The sequence below is a fragment of the Janthinobacterium sp. 344 genome (genome assembly GCF_900112025.1).
In the GTDB taxonomy this organism is placed as follows: Bacteria; Pseudomonadota; Gammaproteobacteria; order Burkholderiales; family Burkholderiaceae_D; genus Janthinobacterium.
In genome coordinates, this window is sequence record NZ_FOKL01000007.1 from 374281 (window position 1) to 400162 (window position 25882).

Sequence of the window (25882 nt, forward strand, 5' to 3'; positions counted from 1 at the left end):
GACGACTACAAAGATTCACATGCGACACTATTTGCAATTCGGCCGTTTCGGCTTCAACCTGTCGGGCGCGCAGGCGCTGGTGATGGGCATCCTGAACATCACGCCGGACTCGTTTTCCGATGCGGGCCAGTATCAGCACCTGGAATTTGCCCTGTCGCGCGCCGAGCAGATGATTGCCGACGGCGCCGACATCATCGACATCGGCGGCGAGTCGAGCCGCCCCGGCGCGCCGCCGCTGCCGCTGCAGGACGAGCTTGCGCGCGTCATGCCCGTGCTGTACGCCTTGCGCGACTGCGGCAAGCCCCTCTCCATCGACACCTACAAGCCTGAAGTGATGCGCGAAGCCATCCTGGCCGGCGCCGACATGATCAATGACATCAATGGGTTCCGCGCACCGGGCGCCATCGCGGCCGTGCAGGATAGCGACTGCGCCCTGTGCATCATGCACATGCAAAACGTGCCTGAAACCATGCAAGCCCAGCCGCACTACGAGGATGTGGTGCGCGAGGTCATCGCATTCCTGCGCGAGCGGGTCGAGACCATGACGGCGGCCGGCATCGACCGCGAACGCCTGTGCATCGATCCCGGCTTCGGTTTCGGCAAGACGGTGGAGCAGAATTACGCTTTATTGCGCGCCACGCGCCAGTTGCGCAGCGAGCTGGGCTTGCCCGTGCTGGCCGGCCTGTCGCGCAAGTCGATGATCGGCGCCGTCACGGGACGCCCCGTCGAGCAGCGCCTGGCTGGCAGCGTCGCCGGTGCCCTTGCTGCGGTAGCGCAAGGTGCGGAAATTATCCGTGTGCATGATGTGGCTGAAACCGTCGATGCGCTGAAGGTCTGGCGCATGGCCCAGTGATCCTGTAATATTATAATATACACAATAAAAGAGAAATACTATGACGCGTAAATATTTTGGTACCGATGGCATCCGCGGCCTGGTGGGGACGGCCCCGATCACGCCCGATTTCGTCATGCGCCTCGGTTATGCGGCCGGCAAGGTGCTGGCCGAGTCGCAAGGCGGCAAGGCGCGCCCGACGGTGCTGATCGGCAAGGACACGCGTATTTCCGGCTACATGCTGGAAGCGGCGCTGGAGGCGGGCCTGTCGGCCGCCGGCGTGGACGTGATGCTGGCCGGCCCCATGCCGACGCCGGCCATCGCCTACCTGACGCGGGCGCTGCGCCTGTCGGCGGGGGTGGTCATTTCCGCTTCACATAATCCGTATCAGGATAATGGCATCAAGTTCTTTTCCGGCCAGGGCACCAAGCTGCCCGACAGCGTGGAGCTGGAAATCGAGGCGGCGCTCGACGCACCCATGTCCTGCGTGGCGCCGGAAAAACTGGGCCGCGCCAAGCGCCTCGACGATGCCCAGGGCCGCTACATCGAATTTTGCAAGAGCACCTTCCCGAACGAGCTCGATTTGCGCGGCTTGAAGATCGTCGTCGATTGCGCCCATGGCGCCGCCTACCATATCGCGCCCCACGTGTTCCATGAACTGGGTGCGGAAGTCATTGCCATCGGCAACAAGCCGGACGGCTTCAACATCAACGCGGGCTTTGGTGCCACGGCGACAAAGGCCATGGCCGCCGCCGTGGTCGAGCATGGCGCGGACCTGGGTATCGCCCTCGACGGCGATGCCGACCGCCTGATCATGTGCGACGCCACGGGCCGGCTGTATAACGGCGATGAATTGCTGTACGTGGTGGTCAAGGACCGCGTGGCGACAGGCCCCGTGGCCGGCGCCGTGGGCACCTTGATGACCAACATGGCGCTGGAAGTGCTGTTCAAGCAGCAGGGCATCGGCTTCGCGCGCGCCAAGGTGGGCGACCGCTACGTGCTGGAAGTCATGAAGGAAAAGGGCTGGATCCTGGGCGGGGAAGGCTCGGGCCATTTGCTGTGCCTGGACAAGCACACGACGGGCGACGGCATCGTCTCTGCGTTGCAAGTGTTGTCCGCGCTCAAGCGTAGTGGTCAGAGCCTGCAGCAATGCCTGGCCGAACTGGTGCTGTTCCCGCAAACCCTGATCAACCTGCGCGTGGCGCCCGGTTTCGACTGGCAGAAAAACGCCGCCATGGTGGCCGAGAAGGAGCGGGTCGAAGCCGAACTGGGCGACACGGGCCGCGTGCTGATCCGCGCTTCGGGCACGGAACCGCTGATCCGCGTGATGGTCGAGGCGAAGGATAAGGAAAAGGCCGAGTCGATGGCGCGCCGCATCGCCGATAAAGTGGCTGGGTAAAGGCCAGCGCCGATAGTTATTTCCATCTAATTCGTCTATGGCAATTGACGAAATTGAGTAGGGGCGTTATTATCTTGTCTTCGGAGTGTGGCGCAGCCCGGTAGCGCACCTGGTTTGGGACCAGGGGGTCCAAGGTTCGAATCCTTGTACTCCGACCAAAGTCATAAGCGGGCTGTCAGAAATGACAGCCCGTTTTCTATTGTGCGACGCCTTGGCATTGCTGGCGCGCATAGACTAAAATGCTGCACCTTTCCGCCCATCGTTCAACGGATAGGACAACGGTCTTCTAAACCGTGAATGGGGGTTCGATTCCCTCTGGGCGGACCAGTATGTACTGGCCAGTAATGCCATCAGCGGCGCAATGCCCGCGCTCTATCCTCTACCTGTTCCCCTTTTCCCGTGCCGTGGCCTTCCTGCGCCAGCGCCAGCCGATCAAGCCCAAGCCCGCCAGCAGCATGGCATGCGTCTGCGGCTCCGGCACTGCTGACAGGATGGGTTCGGAATAAATCGTCAACATGATATCGCGCAAACTGACATGGGCCAGCGAGGGGTTGGAGATGTAATGACAGCAAAGATAGGGATCGGGATCGCGGATGTGCGCCCATTGTGCCTTTGCATCCGTCGTCAGCATGGCATCGAAGCGGATGGAAAAATCCTGTGTCAGCGACAGGCCGGAAGCGCCCACCAGGAGCTCGCCGCTGGAATTGAAGAGTGTTTTCGACTGGCCGGCGCCAATTGCGCTGCCGTCGGCCAGGCGCGTCTCGACGGCCAGGGTCGCCGACGAGTAGGCGTATCCTGGCGAGATTTCATCGTACTCCTTGTAATTCTCCCATCCCAGAGCGACCAGGTGGGCGCTGAATACATTGCTCTGCAGGCTGTATCCCGTGATGCGGTAGCCATCCTTTACGCTGATCTGCATGGTATCGCCATACGGCAGGGTTTTCGGTGCAGGGCGCGGCTCGTAGGGCAGCGCGTCATCCCATGACTGCAGGGCGTTGTTTTCGTCGTAACTGCCAAAGGCGATGCGGCTGACGCCCGGCTGGTCCGATGCCAGATAGTCCGCCCAGCTACTTTGTGTTCCGCTTGCCAGGAAGGTAAAGGCATGGGTTTCCTGCCACGTATTACTCTGCGCGGAAGCCTGCATGGATGACAATGTCAAGATGCTGGCGGCCAGATACAGTCGGACTCGATGCATTTCTTTCCCCTTGGGCGCGTATTCTCGCCCGTGACTTTGCCAGCGGCGCCGGCACAAGAGTCGTTATCATATTCTTATCGAATTGAGAGAAATGCTTCAATTGTCACTTTATTACTATCATGGTGCGGCGATGCGCGCCGTGAGGGACTATGGTTGCGCGGACAGTACCACTGACAGCAGGTAGAGGATGGGGGCCGCGCTCAGCATGGCCACGACCAGGGGGGCACGCTTCCTGTTCGCCAGGCGCAAGCGTTCACGCGCCGGCAGGTGGCGCCGCAGGATGCCGGGGCGACGCGTGCGCAGATGCGGTTGATGCATGAAGGACTCCTCGCAAAGTGGCTGGTGATGCCGTTCAGCATAGCGAGGGGGGTCTAAAAATGGTGTAAACAGTGGGCCTGGCGCCGCAAGCGCGGCGTAAAGATGCGGCTGGCATGGAGGCGGCAGCGGGCGCCGTTGCGCCGCTGCCGCTGGTGATGCTTACTTTCCCTGGCGGCGGCGTGCCAGGAAGCCCAGCAGGCCCAGGCCGGCCAGCAGCATGGCATAGGTTTCAGGTTCCGGCACGGCGGAAATGAAGGCCCTGTAATTGCTCAGATCCTTGGGCAGGCCCGCTACCGTGAAGGTGGTGCCGGCTGCCACGGGCGCGGCCCAGTGGAACACCAGTTCCCCCTGGCCGAAGTGGATGGCCAGGTAGTCATAGGCGGCCGCGCTCGTGTAGGAATTGACTCCGCCGCTCAGTCCCGCCGTGGTGCCGGCGGTGCAGCCCGAGGTGGCGCTGTCGCAATAGGAGACGGCCGCGCCCAGGCTGGTGCCGAAGGCGCCATTGATGTAACCCTGGATATCGGCGGGACTTTGTGGTGTGAGGTTGCCATCATAATATTTCACCATCAAAGCCGGCGATGGTGAATATGTGACGCTGCTGCCATCGATGGTGAAGCCGCTGGCCGGTCCCACATCGATCCAGGTCGCGGCCTGTGCCGCACCTGCCCATGCCGTCATGGCGGCCAGCATGGCTGCCTGGATGGCGATGCTCTTTATGCTTTTCATGAAAATCCCCTTGTGCTTGAGACAGTTGCTTCATCGTCTGAGGATGCGTCCCTGCATGCCGGGGAAGTCATCCCATTGCCGTTTTTCGCTATTTTCCACGCGCACTGAGTACGCAAATGAAAGCTTACTCTTGATATAAATTAATACAATTTAAATAATACTATTGGTTTAGTTGATAACATCGCATGCGGCTATGTATGGATGTGCCAGCGATCGCCAGCATGGCGTTGGGAAATGGCGTGACAAGGCGCGCCAGCTTGTGCTAGCGCGGTCTCGGCTTGTCAGGGGAAGGGCAGGCGGATGCCTCAGTCGCTGTTGTTGCTGACGCCAAACAGGCGATCCTTGGCATTGAGCAGTTTTTGCACCTTGGCGCCCATCTTCATCAGCTGAGCCATCGATTCGGGCGACAGGCGCTGCAGGTCGTCGAACCAGGTATTGGCCAGGTCGACCAGTTCATACATTTCGCGCATGCGCTCCTGCGCATACTGGTCCACCGGTTCCGTGGCCGGCGCCAGCAGCGATTCGCGCAGCACCGTCAGGGTGGGCGCCACCTCGCGGCGGCGGCGCTCGGCGGCCACCACGCGGAAGATTTGCCATACATCGCCCAGCGAGGAAAAATACTCGCGCCGGTCGCCCGGAATGCGCGACTGGCGGATCAGGCCCCAGCCCTGCAATTCCTTCAAGCCGATGCTCACGTTCGAGCGCGAAAAACTCAGGTGCTCCGCAATTTCATCCGCGTGCAGCGGGTGCTCCGCGACAAACAACAGCGCGTACACCTGGCCCACCGTGCGGTTAAAGCCCCAGCGGCTGCCCATCTCGCCAAAATGGCTGACGAAGGTCAGGATCAGCGGCGTCATTTGGATATGTTGAGTTTTCATAAGTATTTGGATTTTTTCACGGCATACTGGCGGGGTCAATTGATAAATGTCATGTTTCGCAGTATTATACAAAAAATCGAATTTACAGAAATTTCTGAAAACTCAAAAAAGTATACAGATGCCGACCACGCCATTGTCCTTGCCCCGTTTCAGCCTTCCCCGTGTCGCCAGCCTGGTGCAAGGGGGTGCCGCCTTGCTGTGGCTGCCGCAAGCGGCCTTGCTGGCCTGGGCCGTGCAAGCCATGCTCGATGGCGCCGGATGGCGTGCCGCCCTGGCGCCGGCGGCCGGCGTGCTGCTGCTGGGCGTGCTGCGCGCCGCTTGCGAGGCGTGGGGCGCGCGGCGCATGTACGCGGCGGCGCGCGCGCACCTGTCGACCCTGCGCGCGCACGTGGCGCAAGCGCTGGCGCGCCGTTCGCCGCTGGACCGCCAGCGCGCGCAGTCGGGCCAGGCGGCCAGCGTCATGGCTGAGCAGGCCGAGGCGATCGTGCCATATCTGGTGCGCTACCGGCCGGCGCGCTGGAAGGTGATGATCGTGCCGCTCGTGATCCTCGCCGTGGTGGCGCCCCTGTCGTGGATCGCCGCCCTGATCCTGCTCATCGCCGCGCCCTTGATTCCCGTCTTCATGGCCCTGGTCGGCATGGGGGCGCAGGCGGCCAGCCGGGCGCAGATGGTGGAAATGGGCGGCATGAATGCCTTCCTGCTGGACCGCCTGCGCGGCCTGGCCACCCTGCGCGCGCTGGGCGCCGTCGATGCCACGGCCGAGCGGCTCGATGCCGCGTCACAATCCGTGCGCCGCCGCACGATGGTGGTGCTGCGCATCGCCTTTCTGTCGTCCGCCGTGCTGGAACTGTTTTCCGCGCTCGGTGTCGCCATGGTGGCGGCCTTCATCGGCTTCTCGCTCCTGGGCAGCATTCATTTCGGCACCTGGGGCCGCGAACTGAGCCTGGGGCAGGGCCTGTTCATCCTGCTGCTGGCGCCCGCGTTCTTCGAGCCGTTGCGCGAACTGGCCGGCGTCTGGCACGACAAGGCGGCCGGCGAAGCGGGCCTGGCCGGCCTGCACGACCTGGCTGCGGATGGCGTGCCCTTGCCCGGCGCGGGCGTGGCGTCCGCCGCCGTGTCCGCCGCCGCCATGGCGGTGGCAGCGCCGCCCGCCGTGGAGATCCGGCAACTGCGCTTTGCCCACCCCGGCGAAGCGCCCGTATTCGCGCAGTTTGACTTGCACGTGCGCGCGGGCGAGCACGTGGCCCTGCTGGGCGCCAGCGGCGCCGGCAAGACCACCTTGCTGTCGCTGCTGGCCGGCCTGCTGCCCGCCAGCGGCGGCGAAATGCGCATCGGCGGCGTGCGCCTGAACGACGGCAGCGTGAACACCTTGCGCCAGCGCATGGCCTGGATGGGCCAGCGCCCGCACGTGTTCGCCGCGTCCGTCAGCCAGAATGTGACCCTGGGCCGCAGCGGCGCCAGCGCCAGCGCCGCGCAAGTCACGCAGGCGCTGCACCTGGCCGACCTGGCCGGCGTGGCGCAGGCGCAGCCGGCCGTCATGCTCAGCGATGGCGGCCAGGGCTTGTCCGGCGGCGAAGCCGTGCGCCTGGCGCTGGCCCGCGTGGCCCTGCATCCGCATGCCGACCTGCTGCTGGTCGATGAGCCGACGGCGCACCTGGACAGCGAAACGGCGGCGCGCGTCACGGACGCCTTGCTGGAATTGGCGAAAGGCAAGACGATGCTGGTCGCCACGCACGACCCCGTGCTGGCGGGCCGCCTGCAGCGCACGGTGCTCGTCGATGCGCAGGCAGCGGAGCGCAAGCAAGAGGCGCGCGCATGAAACCTTCCCGCATCGTGAATCCCGTCCTGCGGCAATTGCTGCTGGCCCAGCCGGGCAAACTGATCGGCGGCGCCATGCTGGCCGCCCTGACGGTGGTGGCCGGCATGGCCTTGCTGGGCCTGTCCGGCTGGTTCATCACGGCCACCTCGGTGGCCGGCCTGCACGCGTCCACCGCCATCGTCTTCGACGTGTTCGGCCCGTCGGCCGGCATCCGTTTGCTGGCCATCGGCCGCACGGGGTCGCGCTATGCGGAGCGGCTGGTCACGCATGACGCCACGTTTGCCGCGCTGGCCAGCATCCGCGTGCGATTGTTCCGTGGCTGGTCGCGTCCCGAGGCGGCCAGCCGACTGCTGCGCCAGCCCGCCAAGCTGCTGTTCCGCCTGACGGCCGATATCGACGCGCTCGAATCGCTGTACCTGCGCCTGCTGGTGCCCGCCTTCACGGCGTTGTGCGCCGCCTTGCTGGCCGGCGTGGCGCTGGGCTTCATGCAGTGGCAGCTGGGCCTGGGCCTGGCCGTGTGGCTGCTGGCCGCCGGCGGCGGCATCAGCTGGATCGTCGCGCGCCGCGCGCAGCGCCCTGCCATCATGCGCACACGTGCCATCGAAAAACTGCGTTCCGGCACCATCGACCTGGTGGCGGGACAGACGGACCTGGTGATGGCCGGCCGCATCGACGCCCAGCGCGCCGCGCTGGCGCAGATCGACCGTTCGCTGGCACAAGCCGATGTCGCCTTGCTGCGTCTGGAAACGGCCGCCGGCGCCGCCTATGGCGTGGCTGGCAGCGTGACCTTGGCGGTGGTGCTGCTGGCCGTGGCCGCGCTGGTGCAGCAGCAGGCGCTGGACGTGCCGCTGGCGGCCCTGGCCCTGCTGATCGCCCTGACGGCCGTGGAACCGTTTGCGGGACTGCGCCGCGGCGCGCTGGAGGCGGGCCGCATGCTGCTGGCCATGCGCCGCCTGGCGCCGCGGCTCGAAGGCGATGCGCAAACACCAGCAGCGGCCGCTGGCGCGCCCGGCCTGTCTCTGCACCACGTCAGCGCCGCGCACGCGGGCAGCCAGGCAGCCATCCTGCATGACATTTCCCTGCATATCGGCGCAGGCGAGCGCGTGGCCTTGATCGGTCCCAGCGGCGCGGGCAAGTCCACCTTGCTGGCCATCGCCGCGCGCGAGCTGGCGCCGCTGGCGGGCACGGTGCATGCGGGCCGCGCCTGCCTGTTTACGCAGAAAACGGAATTGTTCCAGGACAGCCTGCGCGACAACCTGCGCCTGGCCGACCCTGGCGCCAGCGACGAACAACTGTGGGAAGCGCTGCATGCGGCCGGACTGGAGGACGAGGTGCGCGCGTTTGCGGGCGGCCTCGACACTATGCTGGGCGAAGGCGGCCTGGGCTTGTCGGGCGGGCAGGCGCGGCGCCTGGCGCTGGCGCGCCTGTTCCTGCATGAATCGAATGTATGGCTGCTGGACGAGGCGACCGAGGCGCTCAATGCGCAGACGGCGCTTGACGTCCTGCAGCGCCTGCGCGCGCGCAGCGCCGGACGCAGCTTGCTGATCGCAACCCACTTGCGGCGCGAGGCGGCGCTGGCGGACCGGCTGCTGACACTGCGCGACGGCCGCATCGTGGGCGACGCGCGGCGCGGCACCGCGGCCTTCGAGGCGGCGCTGGCCGGCTTGCGCAACGATTGAAGAAGAATAGGGGAGACGCAGGCGGCGCTGCCTGACAACTTTACAACACCGGCGCCAATCGAACAGCATCAGATAGATACCAAGTTTACAATTACAGCAGGGAAACACCAAGGAAATCATATGGACTTCGATATTGTCGCTTTATCCAGGCTGCAGTTTGCGCTGACAGCTCTGTACCACTTTATATTCGTTCCGCTGACGCTGGGCCTGTCAGTGATCCTCGCCATCATGGAGACGGTCTATGTGATGACGAACCGCACCATCTGGCGCGACATGACCAAGTTCTGGGGGGTCTTGTTCGGCATCAACTTCGCCATGGGCGTGGCGACGGGCATCGTCATGGAATTCCAGTTCGGCATGAACTGGAGCTATTACAGCCATTACGTGGGCGACATCTTCGGCGCGCCGCTGGCAATCGAAGGCTTGATGGCCTTCTTCCTGGAAGCGACCTTCGTCGGCCTGTTCTTCTTCGGCTGGGACAAGCTGTCGAAGCGGGGCCACCTGGTGACAACCTGGCTGGTGGCCATCGGCTCGAACTTCTCGGCCCTGTGGATCCTGATCGCCAACGGCTGGATGCAAAATCCCGTCGGCGCGGCCTTCAATCCGCAGACCATGCGCATGGAAGTGAGCGATTTCGGCGCCGTGCTGACCAATCCCGTGGCACAGGCGAAATTCGTGCACACGGTGTCGGCCGGCTATACGGCGGCGGCCGTGTTCGTGCTGGGTGTTTCCGCCTGGTATTTGCTGAAAGGCCGCCACGTGCAGCTGGCCAAGCGCTCGATGACGGTGGCCGCCTCGTTCGGCCTGGCCGCCTCGCTGTCGGTGGTGGTGCTGGGCGATGAAAGCGGCTACCTGTCGTCGGAACACCAGAAGATGAAGCTGGCCGCCATCGAAGCCATGTGGACCACGGAGCCGGCCCCGGCCGCCTTCACGGCCTTCGGTTTTCCCGACGCGCAAGCGCGCGAGACGCATTACGCCGTGCACATCCCGATGGTCATGGGCCTGATCGGCACGCGCTCGCTGACGACGGAAATCCCCGGCATCGAGCAGCTGGTCGACCGTGGCGAGCTGCTGATACGCGATGGCATCAAGGCGTATGACGCGCTGCAGACCATCCGCGGCGTGGCGCCGGGCAGCCCCGTGCCGCAGGAGGCGAAAGACATGTTCGAGTCGAAGGGCCAGTCCATGGGCTATGCCTTGCTGCTGAAACGCTACGTCGACGATCCACGCCAGGCCACGCCGGAGCAGATCCGCAAGGCCGCGCTCGACACCGTGCCGCCCGTGGCGCCCTTGTTCTGGTCGTTCCGCGTGATGGTCGGCCTGGGCATGTTCTTCATCTTGCTGATGGGTACTTTCTTCGTGCTGTCGACGCGCCGCACGCTGGACAAGCACCGCTGGCTGCTGAAACTGGCCGTGTTCGCCATCCCGCTGCCGTGGGTGGCCATCGAGGCGGGCTGGATCGTCGCCGAAGTGGGCCGCCAGCCGTGGGTCATCGAGGGCGTGCTGCCAACGGCCGTGGCCGTTTCCAACCTGGGCGCGACGACCTTGCTGCTCACGATCGCCGGCTTTGCCGCCATCTATACCGTGCTGTTGATTATCGAAATGAAGCTGCTGCTCAAGGTCATCCGCAAGGGGCCGGAAGAGACGGCGCCGGCCCCCGTGCCTGCCGCCCCAGCCATTCGTACCCAACACGCCTGAGGAGGGCCAGACCATGATTTTGCATGAAATGATTTCTTACGAAACCCTGCGCCTGATCTGGTGGCTGCTGATCGGCGTGCTGCTGATCGGCTTTGCCATCACCGACGGCTTCGACCTGGGCACGGGCATCCTGCTGCCGTTCGCCGGCAAGACGGACCTCGAGCGCCGTGTCATCATCAACAGCATCGGTCCCGTGTGGGAAGGCAACCAGGTGTGGCTGATCCTCGGCGGCGGCGCCATCTTTGCCGCCTGGCCGCAGCTGTACGCCGTCTCGTTCTCGGGCTTTTACCTGGCCATGTTCGTCATCCTGGTGGCCCTGATCCTCCGTCCCGTGGCATTCAAGTTCCGCAGCAAGCGCGAAGATCCCCGCTGGCGCGCCCGCTGGGATGCGGCCCTGTTCGTGGGCGGCTTCGTGCCGGCGCTGATCTGCGGCGTGGCGATTGGCAACGTGCTGCAGGGCGTGCCGTTCCGTTTCTCGCCAGACATGCACATCTTCTACGACGGCAGCTTCTTCGCGCTGCTCAACCCGTTCGCCCTGCTGTGCGGCCTGGTCTCGGTGGCCATGCTGGTGATGCATGGCGCCACCTGGCTGCAAGTGAAAACCGACGGTGCCGTGGCCGAGCGTTCGCGCAACTACGGCAGCGTGGCGGCCATCGCCACCGTGGTGCTGTACGCGCTGGCCGGCGTGGCCCTGTGGCTGTGGGTCGATGGCTACCGCTTCACCAGCACGGTGATGGTCGATGGTCCGTCGAACCCGATGCTGAAAACGGCGGAAGTGCACGTGGGCGCCTGGTTCCTCAATTTTGCCGCGCATCCATGGACGTGGATCGCGCCAGCGCTGGGCTTGCTGAGCCCCTTGCTGGCCTTCGCCTTCCTGCGCGCGCGCCGCGAAGTGCCCGCCTTGCTGGCCAGCGCGGCGGCCATCGCCGGCATCATCCTCAGCGTGGGCGCGGCCATGTTCCCGTTCATCCTGCCATCGTCGATCGACCCGCGCGCCAGCCTGACGGTGTGGGATTCCTCGTCCAGCCACCTGACCCTGTTCATCATGCTGGTGGTCACGGCCGTCTTCATCCCCCTCATCGTGGCCTACACGACCTGGGTGTACAAGGTGCTGTGGGGTAAGGTCGATGCAAAAGCAATCAAGGACGACAGCGGTCACGCTTACTAAGTTTAAGAAAGGAAATCATTATGTGGTATTTCGCCTGGATACTGGGTCTGCCGCTGGCGGCGACCTTCGCCGTGCTCAACGCGATGTGGTACGAAATCGCCGATGGCGATACGACGCCCGAGCAGTACCGCGACTAGTCACGCCAGTCGCGTGACGGATGGACCAGCCCCGCCCGCTGCGCATGCACGGGCGGGGCTTTTGCTTTCATCAAAGCAAAATGAATTCACCACGGATGCGCAGCTTCATGCCGCGCGGCGCGTCGGCGCCGGCCGCCACGGCCCAGGCGGTAATCCAGCGCGCACAGCGTTCGCGCGCCGCCGCATCGGCCAGCGCCTCGTTCAGCCGGCGCAGGCGCGCATCGGCACGGTCGATGCGCTGGGCCAGGTACAGGCGCTGATCCATGGGATCCGTCTTTTTGCTGTAATGCTGCATGGCTTTTCCTTTCCGCGTGGCAACTAATCAGGTGATGGCATAGCCATCTACGCACGGGAGCGCCATTTGGATGCGGTGCAGGCATAAAAAAAGGCTCTGTCACTGTTAAATAGGGAAAAAGCCGGAATCTTCCTGTGGCTGGGTGGTCTGACTCTACATACGCATCTACAGGGAGCTGATCATGCAGCCAGCAGAATGGACGAGCTTGATGGCGCAATTCCCCCACTTGAGCCAGCGCCAGCGCCAGGCATGTATCGCCGTGTTGCGCGGCAACGCGCAGCAGGACGCAAGCATCGCCTTGATCGAGGATGTGGCGCGGCAGCGCTTGCACTGTCCGGCCTGTCATTCGGCACACTTGCACCGGCATGGCCACGCGCACGGCCTGCAGCGCTACCGCTGCGTACCCTGCGGCCGCACCTTCAATGCCCTGACGGGCACGCCGCTGGCGCATTTGCGCCACAAAGCCATGTGGCTGGACTATGCCGATTGCCTGCTGGATTCCTGCTCGGTGCGCAAGGCGGCCAGCCAGCTGGGCGTGCACCGCAACACGACATTTCGCTGGCGCCACCGCTTTCTCAGCCTGGCCACAACGGACCGGCCGCGTTGCCTGCATGGCATTGCCGAGGCCGATGAACTGTATGTGCTGGCGTCGCAGAAGGGCGCACGCCACCTGACGCGTCCCGCGCGCCGCCGGGGCGGCCACGCGCGCCTGCGCGGCATTTGCAATGAGCACGAGTGCATCCTGGTGGCGCGCGACCGCACCGGGCAGACGCTCGCGTTCGTCACGGGCCGAGGGCAATTGACGAAAGCGCAGCTGCACCGTTGTTTGCGGCCCGTGATGGATCAGGATGTGTTGCTGGTGACGCATGGCCATGCCGCCTATCCGCCCTTTGCCAAGGAGGCGGGCATCAGCCACCAGGCCGTCAACGTGCGCGCCGGCATCCGCGTGCGCGGCGCTGTCCACGTCCAGCATGTGAATGCCTATCACAGCCGCCTGCGCGGCTGGCTGCAGCGCTTTCATGGTGTCGCCAGCCGCTATCTGCCGCACTACCTGGGGTGGCGCTGGATACTCGATGCGCGGCGCATCCGCTCGCCCGAAGCATTACTGAAAGCAACGCTGGGAGAATTCCCACACCTGACGGTGACATAGCCTAAAAAAACCACCGTGGCGGTGGCTGGGAGGAGCTTGTGGCCTTTGCCAAGCCGGATCGGCGGGGCAAAGGCCACGCTAATCCGACAATATTGTTGGCTGCCACGGTGGTGGCGTGCAGGCGGGCTTGTTCAGGCAGGCGCCTTGCCCGCCGGCCTGGGCGTGGCAATGGCGATCGGGTCGCTGGCCGGAAAGCTTTCCTTCAGCGCTTCATCGAGGGCTTCCTCGGCATGGCTTTCGCTGGCCGGCGTGGGCGAATCGCGCTCCGGTGGCGGGGCGGGTGCGGTGGCGGCGTTGGTGCTGGAATGCATGATGATCCCCTCGCAATAAGTAGGTCGGCAACGCCATGCTGCCGGGATGGCCATGACGCGACGGCTGCTTCCAGCCTAGCACATCGCGCGAAAACAGCGCGCCCGCCGCGCCCGCAACGGCGCTGGCAGGGCGGCGTCTGCTACACTGCGCTCCACTTTGACCGACGGAACCGCCATGACTTCTCTCCCTTTGCCCTACCGCGCTACCGCCAACGAAGCATGTGCCTGGCTGGCGGAACAGACGGGCACGCCGTGGACCCTGGCGCGCCTGCTGGAGCAGGGCGGCTTGCCCTATGTCTGGCTCGACTACAGCGAAGCGTGGGCCGAGCTGTTCCACGACGGGGTGACGCGCTATGCGGCGCCCGTCGTGTTCATCGGCGACAAGCAGCACCTGGCCTCGGGCGCAGAGGATGTGTGGCTGCGCTTCACGCGCGACTCGGGCAATCTGGCCATCGAACTCAAGGGGGATGGCTTGCGCGCGCCGCTGGATGGCTTGCATTTCCAGGAGCGCGATCTGTTGCGTCTACTCAAGGAACTGCGGCAGCCGCAGCCCGCCGAGTCCGATCTTGAGAAAGCCGCGCCCGTCGTGCTGCCCAGCGCCTTGAAGGGCCTGGGCCGCGAACAGATCCTGCTCGCCTTTGCCGGCGTGGGCAAGGTCGACCTGGACCAGGGGCTAGCCAGCGGCGTGGGCATCTTTGGCGACGATGGCGCCCGCGTGCGCAAGAATTCACGGGGCGGCAAGAACAGCCACCTGTGGCATCCCGTCACCCTGGCCTTCGGCCTGCATGACGTGCACCGCGTGCCAATGGCGCACCTGAAGAAGGCCTTCGCCACGCAGCCGCTGTTGCGCGAGTGGAAGGCGGACTGGCTGGAATCGCTGCGCCTGCTGGGCGAGTGAGGGGCCAGGAACATTACAGCTCGATGGGCGCCACTTCGGTGCCGATATCTGGCGCCGCGTAATGCATGCTGAAGTACACGAAGGCGCCGATATTCAGGGCGACCGTGATCCAGAACACGATGCGGAACGAGCGCTTGCTCGACTTGTGGCGCAGCCATTGCTGGGCCAGCACGGCGCCAGGCCAGCCGCATAACAATCCCAGCAGCAACAAGGTGCGTTCCGACGTGCGCCAGCGGCCCTGTTTGGCGGCGGACTTGTCGATCGCATAGGCCGCAAAGCAGCTCAGGCTCAGCACGCCATACACGAGGGCGACCAGGGCGGGAATGTGGAAAAAGAACGTGGCCAGCAAATACAGAACGATAAAGAACAGGATGGCAAGGTAGGGCATAGGATGGGTTGGCTTGAGGGGAGGGCGAGAGTATCCCACAAGGGGCGCGATACCGCAGCCTAGAACAGGCAGCCCTGGGCCGTATCGATCTGCCTGGCGCGGCGCCGCGCATGGCCCGTTTTCAGCGCTTCGCGGTCGCTGGAGAGGGAAATGCCTTCCAGCGCCAGTAACGTTTCCTTGGCATGCAGGCCACCCGCAAAGCCCGTCAACTCGCCCGTGGCGCCGATGACCCGGTGGCAGGGCGCGATGATGGAAATGGGGTTCTTGCCGTTGGCGGCGCCGACGGCGCGCACGGCGGCGGGGCGGCCGATCTGGCGCGCGATCTCGCCATAGCTGCGCGTCTGGCCGTAGGGGATGGTCAGCAGCGCGCGCCAGACTTCCTGCTGGAATGGCGTGCCGGAAAAATCGAGCGGCACGTCAAAACTTTGCAAGGTGCCGGCGAAATAGGCGCGCAGCTGGCGCGCCGTTTCCTGCAGCACGGCGCAGCTGTCATCGACGCGCATCTGGCCCAGGCGCACGCGGTTGGGCTTGTCGTTTTCCCACAAAATGGCGGCCAGGGCCGCGCCGCGCGCCACCAGGGTTAGCTCGCCGACGGGCGAGGGCACCACACTATATACGTATTCCATTGCCGTTCCTTGTGCACGCCGTGGACGATGAGATGGGCGCCAGTGTAGCAGGATGCCGGCATGTCGCCTATCGCGTGTAGGATAGCGTGTTTCGGCATGGAGAGCTGGCTGTGACAACAACAATCCCCACCTACGACGCCATCCGCGCGATTGCCGTGCGGCTGGTACAGGAACATTATCCCTCGGCTGTCGTGGCCATCATCGGTGGCTCGTTCGCCAGCGGCCGGCAGACGGCCAGTTCCGATATCGACTTGCTGCTGCTGTTCGACCACGTCGACTGCGCCTGGCGCGACACCCTCGTGGCCGAAGGGCGCACGGTGGAGCTGTTCGCGCACGACCTGGCCACGTTCACGTATTTTTGCGCTGACATCGATGCGCCCGACGGCAAGGTGCCGCTGGTGCGCATGGTGGTCGAAGGAGAAAACATCCTCGCGGCCGGCGAACCGTCTGCACGGCTGCATGCGCTGGCGCACGCCATCGACGCCGCCGGCCCGCCCGTGCTCGACGTGGAGAATTTGCAGCGGCGCCGCTACGCCATCACCACCGCGCTGGAAGACCTGGTCGACAGCACGCAGCCGGGCGAGGCGCTGGCCGTCGCCTGCCAGCTATATGAATGGCTGGCCGACCTGCATTTGCGCGCAGCGGGGCAGTGGAGCGGCAGCGGCAAGCACCTGTTCCGCCGCCTGCAGGCGTGGGACGCCGCCATCGCCACCCAGCTTGACGGTGCGTTGCGCCTGGTGGCCAGCGACTTGCCGGCCGGCCAGCAGGCGTTCGAGCAAGTGAGCGCCGCCGTGCTGGCGCCCGTGGGCGGTCCCTTGCTCGCAGGCTTCACCTTGCCGGCGCCCGCGCACTGGCGCAGCGAACGGGAGTGAATCTTACTGCTGTGGCCAGCGCTGTGGCTGCCTGCTCTTGATGAAGTCAGCGACTTTCTTGACGTTGGCGTAGCCGTCAACGCCTTCCCACGTCGTATACATGAAGCCAATAACGCTGTTAACGCCATTGGCTTGCGCTGCCGTCAACGCATCGAGCCATGATGTGATGCTATCGAGTTCCGTGCTTTTGTCATCATAGTAGCCAGCAATCATTTGCTGGTGGCCCAAGGCATGGAAAAATTCCAGCGACGCTTTTTTCAGTGCCAGCATTTTCGTATATTCTGTATTCGAGCCTCCTGTCCAGTTGACCACGACGGTGCTGGGTTTTAATCCTTTCCACGACTCGGTCAAATCCCCGTTGACTACCCAATAGTTCGGGACGGCATTCATTTTTCTGTCAAACATGTCATTCCAGACGTACAGCTCGACGTTGGGGTAGGCATCTTGCAGTACTTGCTGATGCCGTGCGACCGTATTGGCCAGATACCTTCCGGCTGTGATATTGCCGCAAGCGGGGTCCCAGTTCATGACCCGGTTCTCATCGTAATAAAGAAAGAACTTTTGTGGCGCCGACAAGAGCGCGTAAGTCTTGTCGAAGTATTTTTTTTGAATATCAAAGAATTTCTCGTGGCAGGCGCTGGCCGGCGTCGACCACCGCGAAGTCATGTTTTCACCTGATTGATAGGAGGAAACCCGCAGAACCTGGCCTTCGCGTATCATACTGGTGGCAGGAATCGTCAACGATTCCACGCCGACGATGTAATCGGCCGGCATCCGCTGATCGTCCTGCCATTCTGCGTAGCTGATGCTGCCGTCGGCCGATTTTACCGATATCGGCAGCGTTTGCGGCTTGCGCCGGATGGTATGCGCAAGGCCGATTTCCCTGAGTTCCACGTCATCCAGCCAGGCAGTGCCTTCGGGATTTTTGCCATTGCCTTCGCTCATGAAATACAGGTTTAACGTTGAATTATTTCCTGTATTGAAATCAAGATTGTATTGTTTCCATTCTTGCGTTGTTTCCAGAACATTCGGCTTGCTATTCCAGGTCCCGCCAGTGGTGCCCCATCCCAGGCGCGCATTCACATTCAGGTACATGGGCGTCGCCCCTTCGCCATAAATGCGGATGCCAAGTGGCGCATCGTAATCTTTTGATGCCATCCAGAACGACAGGCGATATGCCGCATGCGGCCGCAGATTCGACAATGTGCGCCGCAGGCGCGCGTTCCCGGTGCTACTTTTCTGCTTGAATTTGATGGAGCTATGGCCAGAATGCTTGTTTTCCGTGTCGTAAGCGAGGCCGCCCTGCTTTTCCTCGATCAGTTGCCATGCCGTATCCTGGTTTTCAAAGCTGCTGTCGCTGATCAAGGCCTGTCCCGTTGGCACGGCGACCCCATCCTGCACGATGAAGAGGGTGTCGTTGACAGGCAATGCCTCGATCAGCTCGGGAGCGAGGGTGACAGGCATTTCCAGTCCACCGCCCACCGGTATCAGTTCAATGCCGTTTTCTTTGGCGACTCGCACGATTTCGGCATAGTTCGGATAATAATCAGGGGGAAGGGCTGTTTCGCTCAGCATGCTGGCGAACGACCCGTTGGCACCAGGATTGAAGGCAATGCCATTGTAGCCTTCTGCCTTGGCGACGTGGATCAGCTCGATCAGCTTCTTGTAACGGGCATCCGCGGAAGCTGGCGCCGTCGTGATATTGCCGCCAAAATAAATCCAGCGTTTTTCAAAGCAGTTCGTGCAAGCTGGCGTTGCCGCGTTTGCGGAAACCAGGGGCAGCACGCTGGCGCAAAACAGCGCGAGTGCCGTCCACAGCGTCGTCCTTTTCATGTTCATCGGGTATCCCTGTTTTAAATTTTTGATAATATCAAAAAAACATTAATGCAGGGACATCTTCATCGATGATTGTTGCCGATGTCCATTCCATTTCGATGAACGCGCTATCGCGCAGCTCATTACCACTGAAGGCACGGCGGATATGGCCTCGTCCGCCGTGCTGGCACTTGTGATGAGATTATTTAAAACGCCGCGCGCACGGCCAGGCTGATGTTGCGCGGTTCGCCCCAGAAGACGCCGTCGAAGAAGCCCACGTTGCGGTAGTACTTCTTGTCCAGCAAGTTGTTCACGTTCAGTTGCACGCTGGCATGCTTGTTGAGCGCATATACCGCCATGGCGTTGTACAGCGCGTAGCCCGCCTGCGGGATGTCGGTGATCGCGCCCGATGGCGGGCGGCCGTACCACGATTCGCTGTAGGTGGCGCTTTGCGCCGTCATGCTGCCGCCCACCTTCAGTCCCGCCAGCTGGCCGTCGAAACGGTAGCTGGTGGCCAGGCGCAGCAAATGGCGCGGCTGCGTGGTGGCGGCGCGGCGGCCATCGGCCTCGGCCGCATGCAGATAGGTGTAGCCGCCATTCGCTTCCCACGCTGGCGTGATCTGGCCGGCGACATCGAATTCGATGCCCTTGGCCGTGATGCCGGCGCCGTTGGCCACCATGGCCTGGCCGCCGTCGGGCAGCAGGAAGCCGGGCGGCACCGTGCGGTCCAGTTCGGCCAGGTTCTTTTTCTTCGTGTGGAACAGGGCCACCGACGCGTTCAGCTTGCCTTCATAGAATTCACCCTTGACGCCCAGTTCGGCATTGTCGCCTGTTTCCGGCGGCAGGAACTTGTCATTGCGGTCCTTGCTCGTCTGCGGGTTGAACAGCTGCGTGAAACTGGCATACGCGGAATATTGTTTGTTGATATCGAAGACGGCGCCCACGTAGGGCGTCACTTCATTGCGCGTCTCGGCAAAGTCGCCGCTGCCCGTGTACACGCCCTGCGTATCGTAGTTGCGCGTCTCCGTGCGGTAGGTGCTGCTGCGCGCGCCGATGATCAGGTGCAGCGGATCGGCCAGGCTCAGGCGCGTGGCGACATAGCCGCCCGCCAGGCGCGTGACGGTTTCCGTGTGCGAGCCGTCAGGATGAAAGACGGGGCGGGGAATGCTGCCTGTCCAGCTGCGGTAGTCGGGAACGAAGCTGGGGTAGGCGATTTCCGCTTCGCCACCGAGCGAACGGGCGCGCTGGTTGCCGCCGTTCCAGCCGACGATGGCCGTGTGCTTGCGACCCAGCAAGGTAAATGGGCCGCTGGCGTACAGGTCGAAGTTGTCATTCGTGGTCTTGCCCGGGCCATAGGCACCCGTCCACAGCAGCATGCCTTCGCCGGTGGCCGGGTCGGGGTGGCCGCCCCCCGCATAGGCGACCGTGGTGCGGTTGGTGCTTTCCGTGCGCGCGTAGCCCAGGTGCATATTCCAGTTGCCGGGCAGGCGCTGCTCCAGCGAGGTAAACACCGTGTGCTGCTTGTTGGCCCAGGTGCTCCACGGCGTCGTGAGACTGGTGTTGCGCGGCAAGTTCGCCAGGCTGCCATCCGCATTCCAGTAGGGCACGGCGCCCCAGGTGGCGCCCGTGGGCTGGTTGTCCTGGAAGTCGACGCCGGCCGTCAGCGTGCTGCCTGGGCGCACATCGGCCTCCAGGATGACCATGCCCACCGTCTTGCGCTCGTGATACATGTCCAGGTAGGAATCGCGTCTTTGCCAGGCCAGGGCGGCGCGGGCGCGCACGCTGCCTTCCGCGTTCAGCGGCGTGGAGATATCCGCTTCCAGGCGCTGGTCATCCCAGCGGCCCATGCTGAGGCCGGCGCTGGCCTGGAATGTCTTCGTCGGACGCTTGCGTATCATGTTGATGGTGGCCGACGGGTCGCCCTTGCCGCCCATCAGGCCGGTGGCGCCGCGCACGACTTCGATGCGGTCATACAGGATGGTGTCTTGCAGCGGCGCATTGCCGCCCCGCGCCATGCCATCGATCTGGAGATTGTCGATGCCGAAGCCGCGCGCATAAAAGCGCGTGCGTTCCGTATCGTTCTGGCCGACCTGGATGCCCGTCGCCTGCGCCAGCGCCTGGTCCAGGCGCACGGCGCCCAGGTCATCGAGCAGCTGGCGCGTGATGATGCTGACCGATTGCGGCGTCTCGCGCAGCGACAGGTCCATGCGCGTGGCGCTGCGCGCCTCGCCCGCCGTGTAGGAGCCCGTGCCTTGACTGGCCGTGGACTGGCCCAGCACGGTGACGGCGGGCATGGTCACGTCGGCTGCAACGGCCTCGGCCGCCTGGGCCGGCAGGGACAGGCAGGCGCCGGCCACGCCAGCGGCAAGGTTCAGCAGGGCAATGTGTAACAAGCGGGGCAGGGGGCGCAAGGTGGCTTGGCCGGCGAAGAGGCGTTCTGGAGTCGATTGCATTATTATCCTGAAATATTTTTAGTCGTGAGTATTCCTATCTCGTCTCGCGGATGGCGCAGTGGCTGGAGGGATGGCGTGCGGCTGGCCCGTGGTCTGGCTCGGATAGCAGTTCCACCGAGTTGCCAGGATGGAAAAGTGGGGCATGCGATTCCTGTCACGTCCTGATGCTGGCATCGTGAATAAGAATCATTATCAATATAAGGCGTCTTTGCCAATTTGGCAAGCGTGCGCACCAATTGAGTGCATGGGCCGGGGGCCAGGCCGGTCGCGGCGTTTTTTGCAGGCTTCTGCGATAATGCAGCTGATAAAATATTTTCCTAATTGAAAGAAATGCATGCGTACATGGATAGCCTGTGCAGGGTGGTGGTGTGTCGTCTCGCTGGGCCAGGCCCAGGAGCACGCGCCGCCGCCGGCTGTTCCCGCGCCGCAGCACAGCGCCAGCGCACCGGCGGCGGCCACCGCCGCCCCGTCTGCCGTGGCAGCGTCCCCACAGGTTGCCGCGACCGATGCCACGCCGCCGCCCGCCGCCGCCACCTCCGTTCCTGCGCCAGCCCCGGCAGCGGAGCCGTTGCCGCCGCAAACGGTGACGATCACGGCGAATGCCGATGCCAAGCCGCCCCGCGTGCGCTTTACGGCCTATCGTGAAAGCTATCTGACGGCCAAGAAAGTCTGGCAAGTGTCGAGTGGCAGCGTGGTCATGGCCTTGCGCCTGATCCCTGCCAAGCTCAGCGCCACCATCGACGATGTGCGCGTGGCGCTGCAGGGCAATGGCGCGCCGATCCCCATCAAGGTATCGGAAGGGGGCGTCTTTGTCGTGCCGCTCAATGACGATATCGCCGCGCAGGATGGCACGTTTCTGGTGAACAAGGGCAAGGGCGAACTGACGGCGAATATCGTCATCCAGCCCGCCGTGGCGCGCGATGCGTGGAATGTCACGCGCGTGGGCCAGGTCTTGCGCGATGCGCGGCGCGCCGTGCGGGCCATCACGCCATGGTACAAGCGGCCTTTCGCCAACGAAGTGCAGTCGTTGGCTTTTTGCGCTGCGGAAACGGGGAGCGCGCTGCGCTTGATGGATGGCGAGCAATTGATCGCCACCCTGCCCATGAGCGAGCCGGCCGTCAATGATATCAACCAGCCCGTGTTTTGCAAGATCTTCGATGGCGAAGACAAATACCCGGGCCACTACCGCGTGGTGCTGCCCGAACAGGCCACCGTGCTGCTGCTGTAGTTGCGTTAGCTGCGCTTAGTTGGGCTGGCGCTGCAGCATCTCCAGTGCCGCCGCCAGGGCCAGGTCCATGGTGGCCTGGTGGAACACCAGCCATTGCGGCAATAGCGACAGCGCGTGGCGTCCCTGCTCCAGGTCGCCTTCATCGACGGCGGCCCAGGCGTGGTGCAAACCGCTGAGCACGCGCGCATGCTGTTCGCGGTGGTTGGCCAAGGAGGGAAAGCCGATTTCCTCCATCAACTCTTCCTCCTCGCGGAAATCGCGCTCGACGGCCGCGATCAGGTCGCGGAAGCCCACGCTGAAATGCTGGTCGCTCAATTGCGACAGCCGCGCCAGTTCCAGAAACAGCGCCTCATGCGCCTCGTCGATGGCGGGCACCCCCAGCGCCATCTCCTCTTTCCAATATGAGTCATGCATACCGAACTCCCCGTTAAGCCCGCCCCGATGCGAAGCAGGCTGTTCCAGTGTGGGCGCAGCGAAGCGGTAAATCCATGATCTGGATCAAGAGTGTGGTGAAGAGGGGGAACGCTGCTTGGCTAATGTTGGCGGGGAAGTGATAAATAAGGGAACGGTTTCCCTCCCGTCAAAAAACGGTTGTTACACGATGCGGGCAGTTACCGGGCGCCGCTGACAAACGCCGCTGGCGAGGCGTCGTTGACGCTGACCGTATTCTGGTGCGGCAAGTCACTGCAAGGCCGCCCAGCGCTGCGCTTGTTCAACTGCCCTCAGCCGCGCGTATCAGTGCTTGGGCCAATGGGCCCACAGCGCCTGGCCGTCCACATTCGGCACTTGCAGCGTTTGTCCGGCCGACGTCTGCATCGCGTCGCGCAGGATCAGCGGGACGAGCAGCAGGGCCGAGAGGGCAAGGCAGGTCAGCACTTTGAGCGTCAACATGGTCGTCTCCTGATGAGCCGGTGGCGGCGCGGGGATGCGGCGCCTGCCGGTCACTCAATCACGTACACATATCTTTATTACCATGCTTGCAGTTTAGCCCACTTGTTTGAAATTTCAACTAGTTGCTGTGGTGCACTGCACCAGCACGCCTTGCGGCATGGCCTTATTTGGCCTTCCTGCGCTTGCGCGGCTGGCCCGCCGCAGGCAGAAAGGAGTCGAACCAGACTTGCGTCAACTGCCGCGTATTTTTCGCCGCTTCGCGCTTGACGGCGGCTGTGGCGTGGCCGCGCGCCGTGTTGGCGATGCGGTTGGCGGCGCTCAGGTACATGCTCATCCAGGGGTTTTTCATGGGAAGCCTCGCAGTGTGTGAGTGGGATGGCGCGTTTGCCGCCATGTCCCCACTGTAAGCGCTTGGCTGTTGCTGACCGTTCGCCGCCGCACACAGGGCGGCGGTATGCAAGACACTTTGATGCGTATCAATACACGTCGCGGCGATAGCGTCCCGCTGCCAGCAAGGCGTCGACGCCATCCTGGCCCAGCAATTCTTGCAGCACAGCATCGACGCCGGCCGCCATGCCGTGCAGGCTGCCGCACACATAGACGATGGCGCCCAGTTCCAGCCAGGCGCGCAGCTCGCCGGCACTGGCGCGCAGGCGATCCTGCACGTATTCGCGCTGGCCAGGTTCGCCATCGCGCGAAAAGACGCGGTCCAGGCGCGCCAGGTGGCCGGCGTCGAGCCAGCCTTGCAACTCCGCGTCGCAGACGCTGTCAAACGCTTGCTGGCGCTCGCCGAACAGCAGCCAGTTGCGGGCCAGCCCCGCCCGCTGGCGCGCGCGCAAGTGCGAACGCAGGCCGGCCAGGCCGGAACCGTTGCCGATATAAATGCAGGGCACGTCCCGCAGGGCGGGCGCGAAGGCGGGATTGGCTTGCAGGCGCAAACGGATGCTGTCGCCCAGCGGGGCGAAGCGCGTGAGCCAGCCGGAGCCGAGGCCATGGCCCTGATTCTCCACGCCCGCATGGCGCTCCTGGCGCACCAGCAATTGCAGCTCGCCATCGGACGGCAGCGAGGCGATCGAATAGCTGCGCGGCGCATGCTGGGCGCTGCCTGGGCTGCCACCCTCGCCATCGCTGCCATCGGCATTGCAGGGAATGATCTCGGCCAGCGCGCCCGCTTCCCACGTTGCGCCGGCGGGGCCGGCCAGGGTGATTTCATGCAGTTCGCCGCCCAGGCTGCCCGGATTGAGCAGCACGCGGCGCGTCAGGCGCCAGCTCTCATACGACGCGACTTCCTGCACGCCGATGGCGTCGATGGCGCTGCCGCTGCAGCGCGCCAGCGCCTGCGACCAGGCGGCCAGGGCGGCGGGATCGTGCTTGTCGACCTCGATCAGCGGGAACAGCGGCGTGGCGCCCAGCGCGCGCAGCTGGCGCTCCAGCGCATGGCCAAAGCCGCAAAACGCGCTGTATTGGCGGTCGCCCAGGGCCAGCATGCCGACTTCCACGCCGGCCAGCGGCGTGCCCGGCGTGGCTTGCAGCAGGCGCGCGAAGCGGCGCGTGCCGTCCGGCGCCTCGCCTTCGCCAAAGGTGCTGGCGACGATCAGGGCCCGTTCATACTGGCGCAATTGCGCGGGGTCGAACTGGTCCAGCGACTGCACGTCGACGGCCACGCCCGCCTGCTGCAGGGCCCGCGCGCTTTCCAGCGCCAGGCGCTCGGCCTGGCCCGACTGGCTGGCGTAGGCCACCAGCGTCGGCAAGCCTGCATCCGCCGTGCCCGGCGCGCCGGCGCCCAGCATGGCCCGCTGCGCCATTACAGCGCGTTTCGCCTTGCGGCGGCCCAGGTACAGCATCCAGCCCGTGATGGCGAACAGGGGCAGGCCCAGGCTGGCAAGGGTGACGATGATGCGGCCTGGCAAGCCGAAATACGTGCCCATGTGCAGCGGATAAATGATGTTGACGAGGCGCGCACCGAGGCCCTGCTGGCTGTACGGGGCGTTTTCCGTGATGCTGCCGTCGGCCGGTGCGATCGACAGGCGGCTGCGCGCCCGTTCATGCGGCGCGTCGCTGGCCAGCCACGTGAATTGCACGGCTTCGCCGGGGCGCGTGGGCAGGCGCACGCTGGCCAGGGTCCAGCCGGGGGCGTGCTGCTGGAAGCTGCTCCAGGCCAGGCTGATGTCGACGGCCGGTGTGGCCTGTTTCTCCCTCGATGGGCCTTTCTTGCCTGGCGCCTGCGCCGTGCGCGGCGGCTTGCCGGCCCACGCGTCGATGTGGTCGCGCACCACGTCATAGCTCCAGTAAATCCCCGTCAGGGTCAGCGCCACGTACACCACCAGGCACCAGGTCCCGGCCACGGCGTGCAGGTTCCACAGGAAGGAGCGGCCTTTCAAGACAGGATCAAAGGTCAGCCAGGTGCGCCAGTCCAGCGGGCGGCGCGGCCAGCGCAGGTACAGGCCGGACAATGCCAGGCCCAGCAGGCACAGGGCCAGCGCGCCCGCCACTTGCCGGCCCGGATCGCGGGGCAGCAGCAGCCAGCGGTGCAGCGACTCCGTCCACTCGAAAAATGCCGCGCCCACCAATGCGGGCTGGGTGGCGCCCGTGTACGGGTGCATATAAATGGATACGCCGCGCCGCTCGCCTGCAGTTGGCGCGAAGAATAAACGGGGCGCCGCGCCCGCCTCGGCGTACACGGTGATGGAGGCGACGCGCTGGCCGTGCTCGGCCGCCGCGATGCCAGCCAGCTGCCCAGGCGTCAGCGGCGCGCGCGTTTCCACGGGCACATGGCGCACGCCGGGGTTCATGACGTCCAGCAATTCATCCTTGAAGGCCAGCGTGGCGCCGCTCAAGCCAATGATCACCAGCACCGTTCCGGCCGTGATGCCGATGAACCAGTGCAGCTGGAACCAGACTTGCTTCCAGCACCAGTGCCAGCGCCGTGGCGTGGCGGCGCGCTGGCGTTGCTGATGGGGTGCCGATGCCTCGTCGGCGCTGGCGCGCAGGTGGGCTTGTGGAAGAGAGGAGATCGTCATGAATCGGCTTTCGAGTGCGCCGCCATGCAGGCGTGTCAGGCATGGCGGGGAAGAGGGAAGGCTGACATAGTATCGCAAACGAGAAT

General features: G+C 64.3%; 25 protein-coding genes and 2 tRNA genes. 13 read left to right on the forward strand and 14 right to left on the reverse strand.

Annotated features, from left to right (window positions below):
• The first annotated feature begins 19 nt into the window (after window positions 1–19).
• From folP to BM193_RS20180, 4 genes are all read left to right on the forward strand, one after another.
• Complete coding sequence (gene folP / locus BM193_RS20165) at window positions 20–853, forward strand: dihydropteroate synthase (RefSeq protein ID WP_092799296.1); 834 nt, start codon at window positions 20–22, stop codon at window positions 851–853.
• 40 nt (window positions 854–893) lie between these two features.
• Window positions 894–2231: a phosphoglucosamine mutase gene (glmM, locus tag BM193_RS20170; protein ID WP_092799294.1), complete on the forward strand. Its 1338-nt coding sequence runs from the start codon at window positions 894–896 to the stop codon at window positions 2229–2231.
• Between the two features lie 81 nt (window positions 2232–2312).
• Window positions 2313–2389 (forward strand) — tRNA-Pro (locus BM193_RS20175).
• A 94-nt stretch (window positions 2390–2483) separates the two neighbouring features.
• Window positions 2484–2558 (forward strand) — tRNA-Arg (locus BM193_RS20180).
• 52 nt (window positions 2559–2610) lie between these two features.
• On the opposite strand, the gene BM193_RS29135 is transcribed toward BM193_RS20180, so the two are convergent.
• From BM193_RS29135 to BM193_RS20195, 4 genes are all read right to left on the reverse strand, one after another.
• A complete protein-coding gene (locus tag BM193_RS29135) occupies window positions 2611–3483 on the reverse strand; it encodes a PEP-CTERM sorting domain-containing protein (protein WP_254786329.1) in 873 nt (290 codons plus the stop codon).
• 90 nt (window positions 3484–3573) lie between these two features.
• Window positions 3574–3744: a hypothetical protein gene (locus tag BM193_RS28825; protein ID WP_175533359.1), complete on the reverse strand. Its 171-nt coding sequence runs from the start codon at window positions 3742–3744 to the stop codon at window positions 3574–3576.
• Window positions 3745–3903: 159 nt separating this feature from the next.
• Window positions 3904–4470, reverse strand: a complete 567-nt coding sequence (locus BM193_RS29140; RefSeq protein WP_092799290.1) for a PEP-CTERM sorting domain-containing protein — start codon at window positions 4468–4470, stop codon at window positions 3904–3906.
• A gap of 305 nt (window positions 4471–4775) precedes the next feature.
• Window positions 4776–5327: a GbsR/MarR family transcriptional regulator gene (locus tag BM193_RS20195; RefSeq protein ID WP_170909696.1), complete on the reverse strand. Its 552-nt coding sequence runs from the start codon at window positions 5325–5327 to the stop codon at window positions 4776–4778.
• 139 nt (window positions 5328–5466) lie between these two features.
• On the opposite strand from BM193_RS20195, the gene cydD reads away from it, so the two are divergent.
• The 5 genes from cydD (at window position 5467) to cydX (ending at window position 11849) form a co-directional block, all read left to right on the forward strand.
• Window positions 5467–7167, forward strand: coding sequence for a thiol reductant ABC exporter subunit CydD (cydD, locus tag BM193_RS20200; protein WP_092799288.1), 1701 nt, complete (start codon window positions 5467–5469; stop codon window positions 7165–7167).
• The gene (locus tag BM193_RS20205; RefSeq protein WP_092799286.1) at window positions 7164–8846 is read left to right on the forward strand and encodes an amino acid ABC transporter ATP-binding/permease protein; all 1683 of its coding nucleotides are present in this window, start codon (window positions 7164–7166) and stop codon (window positions 8844–8846) included. Before cydD ends, BM193_RS20205 begins: the two co-directional genes overlap by 4 nt.
• A 120-nt stretch (window positions 8847–8966) precedes the next feature.
• Complete coding sequence (locus BM193_RS20210) at window positions 8967–10544, forward strand: cytochrome ubiquinol oxidase subunit I (protein ID WP_092799284.1); 1578 nt, start codon at window positions 8967–8969, stop codon at window positions 10542–10544.
• Between the two features lie 13 nt (window positions 10545–10557).
• Complete coding sequence (gene cydB, locus BM193_RS20215) at window positions 10558–11712, forward strand: cytochrome d ubiquinol oxidase subunit II (RefSeq protein ID WP_092799282.1); 1155 nt, start codon at window positions 10558–10560, stop codon at window positions 11710–11712.
• A 20-nt stretch (window positions 11713–11732) separates the two neighbouring features.
• The gene (gene cydX, locus BM193_RS20220; RefSeq protein ID WP_034757467.1) at window positions 11733–11849 is read left to right on the forward strand and encodes a cytochrome bd-I oxidase subunit CydX; all 117 of its coding nucleotides are present in this window, start codon (window positions 11733–11735) and stop codon (window positions 11847–11849) included.
• A 70-nt stretch (window positions 11850–11919) separates the two neighbouring features.
• Here cydX and BM193_RS20225 read toward each other — a convergent pair whose 3' ends face one another.
• Window positions 11920–12144, reverse strand: coding sequence for a hypothetical protein (locus tag BM193_RS20225; protein WP_034757471.1), 225 nt, complete (start codon window positions 12142–12144; stop codon window positions 11920–11922).
• 181 nt (window positions 12145–12325) lie between these two features.
• Between BM193_RS20225 and BM193_RS20230 the strand changes: the two genes are divergently transcribed.
• A complete protein-coding gene (locus BM193_RS20230) occupies window positions 12326–13294 on the forward strand; it encodes an IS1595 family transposase (protein WP_092832477.1) in 969 nt (322 codons plus the stop codon).
• 131 nt (window positions 13295–13425) lie between these two features.
• Here BM193_RS20230 and BM193_RS20235 read toward each other — a convergent pair whose 3' ends face one another.
• Window positions 13426–13605, reverse strand: a complete 180-nt coding sequence (locus tag BM193_RS20235; protein ID WP_092799278.1) for a hypothetical protein — start codon at window positions 13603–13605, stop codon at window positions 13426–13428.
• Between the two features lie 175 nt (window positions 13606–13780).
• Here BM193_RS20235 and BM193_RS20240 point away from each other — a divergent pair, with 175 nt between their 5' ends.
• A complete protein-coding gene (locus tag BM193_RS20240; protein ID WP_092799276.1) occupies window positions 13781–14503 on the forward strand; it encodes a hypothetical protein in 723 nt (240 codons plus the stop codon).
• 13 nt (window positions 14504–14516) lie between these two features.
• On the opposite strand, the gene BM193_RS20245 is transcribed toward BM193_RS20240, so the two are convergent.
• Together BM193_RS20245 and BM193_RS20250 are read right to left on the reverse strand one after the other, a co-directional pair.
• The gene (locus tag BM193_RS20245; protein WP_092799274.1) at window positions 14517–14891 is read right to left on the reverse strand and encodes a DUF1294 domain-containing protein; all 375 of its coding nucleotides are present in this window, start codon (window positions 14889–14891) and stop codon (window positions 14517–14519) included.
• Between the two features lie 59 nt (window positions 14892–14950).
• Window positions 14951–15517 (reverse strand): methylated-DNA--[protein]-cysteine S-methyltransferase, encoded by a 567-nt coding sequence (locus tag BM193_RS20250; protein WP_092799272.1) that lies wholly within the window; start codon window positions 15515–15517, stop codon window positions 14951–14953.
• 110 nt (window positions 15518–15627) lie between these two features.
• Between BM193_RS20250 and BM193_RS20255 the strand changes: the two genes are divergently transcribed.
• A complete protein-coding gene (locus tag BM193_RS20255; RefSeq protein WP_139176197.1) occupies window positions 15628–16389 on the forward strand; it encodes a nucleotidyltransferase domain-containing protein in 762 nt (253 codons plus the stop codon).
• Between the two features lie 3 nt (window positions 16390–16392).
• Here the strand turns inward: BM193_RS20255 and BM193_RS20260 are convergent, their stop codons facing one another.
• Together BM193_RS20260 and BM193_RS20265 are read right to left on the reverse strand one after the other, a co-directional pair.
• The gene (locus BM193_RS20260; RefSeq protein ID WP_092799268.1) at window positions 16393–18228 is read right to left on the reverse strand and encodes a carbohydrate binding domain-containing protein; all 1836 of its coding nucleotides are present in this window, start codon (window positions 18226–18228) and stop codon (window positions 16393–16395) included.
• Window positions 18229–18410: 182 nt separating this feature from the next.
• A complete protein-coding gene (locus tag BM193_RS20265) occupies window positions 18411–20657 on the reverse strand; it encodes a TonB-dependent siderophore receptor (RefSeq protein WP_092799266.1) in 2247 nt (748 codons plus the stop codon).
• A gap of 334 nt (window positions 20658–20991) precedes the next feature.
• Here BM193_RS20265 and BM193_RS20270 point away from each other — a divergent pair, with 334 nt between their 5' ends.
• Window positions 20992–21885, forward strand: coding sequence for a hypothetical protein (locus BM193_RS20270; protein WP_175533360.1), 894 nt, complete (start codon window positions 20992–20994; stop codon window positions 21883–21885).
• A gap of 15 nt (window positions 21886–21900) precedes the next feature.
• On the opposite strand, the gene BM193_RS20275 is transcribed toward BM193_RS20270, so the two are convergent.
• The 4 genes from BM193_RS20275 to BM193_RS20280 all read right to left on the reverse strand — a co-directional run bounded on the left by BM193_RS20275 (window position 21901) and on the right by BM193_RS20280 (window position 25796).
• Window positions 21901–22299 carry a bacteriohemerythrin gene (locus BM193_RS20275; RefSeq protein WP_092799262.1) on the reverse strand — a complete coding sequence of 133 codons (399 nt, stop codon included), beginning with the start codon at window positions 22297–22299 and terminating at the stop codon, window positions 21901–21903.
• 321 nt (window positions 22300–22620) lie between these two features.
• On the reverse strand, window positions 22621–22776 hold the full coding sequence (locus tag BM193_RS28830; RefSeq protein WP_175533361.1) for a hypothetical protein: 156 nt from the start codon (window positions 22774–22776) through the stop codon (window positions 22621–22623).
• Window positions 22777–22939: 163 nt separating this feature from the next.
• The gene (locus BM193_RS28485; RefSeq protein ID WP_139176193.1) at window positions 22940–23125 is read right to left on the reverse strand and encodes a hypothetical protein; all 186 of its coding nucleotides are present in this window, start codon (window positions 23123–23125) and stop codon (window positions 22940–22942) included.
• A gap of 127 nt (window positions 23126–23252) precedes the next feature.
• Window positions 23253–25796: a PepSY domain-containing protein gene (locus tag BM193_RS20280; protein ID WP_092799260.1), complete on the reverse strand. Its 2544-nt coding sequence runs from the start codon at window positions 25794–25796 to the stop codon at window positions 23253–23255.
• Window positions 25797–25882: the final 86 nt, after the last annotated feature.

Bases quoted from the DNA above. Each gene is read 5' to 3' on its own strand.
- BM193_RS20270 (WP_175533360.1), top strand. From the start codon at position 20,992: ATGCGTACATGGATAGCCTGTGCAGGGTGGTGGTGTGTCGTCTCGCTG.
- BM193_RS20260 (WP_092799268.1), bottom strand. From the start codon at position 18,228: ATGAACATGAAAAGGACGACGCTGTGGACGGCACTCGCGCTGTTTTGC.
- cydB (WP_092799282.1), top strand. From the start codon at position 10,558: ATGATTTTGCATGAAATGATTTCTTACGAAACCCTGCGCCTGATCTGG.
- cydD (WP_092799288.1), top strand. From the start codon at position 5,467: ATGCCGACCACGCCATTGTCCTTGCCCCGTTTCAGCCTTCCCCGTGTC.
- BM193_RS29140 (WP_092799290.1), bottom strand. From the start codon at position 4,470: ATGAAAAGCATAAAGAGCATCGCCATCCAGGCAGCCATGCTGGCCGCC.
- BM193_RS20265 (WP_092799266.1), bottom strand. From the start codon at position 20,657: ATGCAATCGACTCCAGAACGCCTCTTCGCCGGCCAAGCCACCTTGCGC.
- BM193_RS20225 (WP_034757471.1), bottom strand. From the start codon at position 12,144: ATGCAGCATTACAGCAAAAAGACGGATCCCATGGATCAGCGCCTGTAC.
- BM193_RS20195 (WP_170909696.1), bottom strand. From the start codon at position 5,327: ATGACGCCGCTGATCCTGACCTTCGTCAGCCATTTTGGCGAGATGGGC.
- BM193_RS20275 (WP_092799262.1), bottom strand. From the start codon at position 22,299: ATGCATGACTCATATTGGAAAGAGGAGATGGCGCTGGGGGTGCCCGCC.
- glmM (WP_092799294.1), top strand. From the start codon at position 894: ATGACGCGTAAATATTTTGGTACCGATGGCATCCGCGGCCTGGTGGGG.
- BM193_RS20235 (WP_092799278.1), bottom strand. From the start codon at position 13,605: ATGCATTCCAGCACCAACGCCGCCACCGCACCCGCCCCGCCACCGGAG.
- BM193_RS20210 (WP_092799284.1), top strand. From the start codon at position 8,967: ATGGACTTCGATATTGTCGCTTTATCCAGGCTGCAGTTTGCGCTGACA.
- BM193_RS20280 (WP_092799260.1), bottom strand. From the start codon at position 25,796: ATGACGATCTCCTCTCTTCCACAAGCCCACCTGCGCGCCAGCGCCGAC.
- BM193_RS28485 (WP_139176193.1), bottom strand. From the start codon at position 23,125: ATGAAAAACCCCTGGATGAGCATGTACCTGAGCGCCGCCAACCGCATC.
- BM193_RS20245 (WP_092799274.1), bottom strand. From the start codon at position 14,891: ATGCCCTACCTTGCCATCCTGTTCTTTATCGTTCTGTATTTGCTGGCC.
- BM193_RS20250 (WP_092799272.1), bottom strand. From the start codon at position 15,517: ATGGAATACGTATATAGTGTGGTGCCCTCGCCCGTCGGCGAGCTAACC.
- BM193_RS20230 (WP_092832477.1), top strand. From the start codon at position 12,326: ATGCAGCCAGCAGAATGGACGAGCTTGATGGCGCAATTCCCCCACTTG.
- BM193_RS28825 (WP_175533359.1), bottom strand. From the start codon at position 3,744: ATGCATCAACCGCATCTGCGCACGCGTCGCCCCGGCATCCTGCGGCGC.
- BM193_RS20205 (WP_092799286.1), top strand. From the start codon at position 7,164: ATGAAACCTTCCCGCATCGTGAATCCCGTCCTGCGGCAATTGCTGCTG.
- cydX (WP_034757467.1), top strand. From the start codon at position 11,733: ATGTGGTATTTCGCCTGGATACTGGGTCTGCCGCTGGCGGCGACCTTC.
- BM193_RS28830 (WP_175533361.1), bottom strand. From the start codon at position 22,776: ATGTTGACGCTCAAAGTGCTGACCTGCCTTGCCCTCTCGGCCCTGCTG.
- BM193_RS20240 (WP_092799276.1), top strand. From the start codon at position 13,781: ATGACTTCTCTCCCTTTGCCCTACCGCGCTACCGCCAACGAAGCATGT.
- folP (WP_092799296.1), top strand. From the start codon at position 20: ATGCGACACTATTTGCAATTCGGCCGTTTCGGCTTCAACCTGTCGGGC.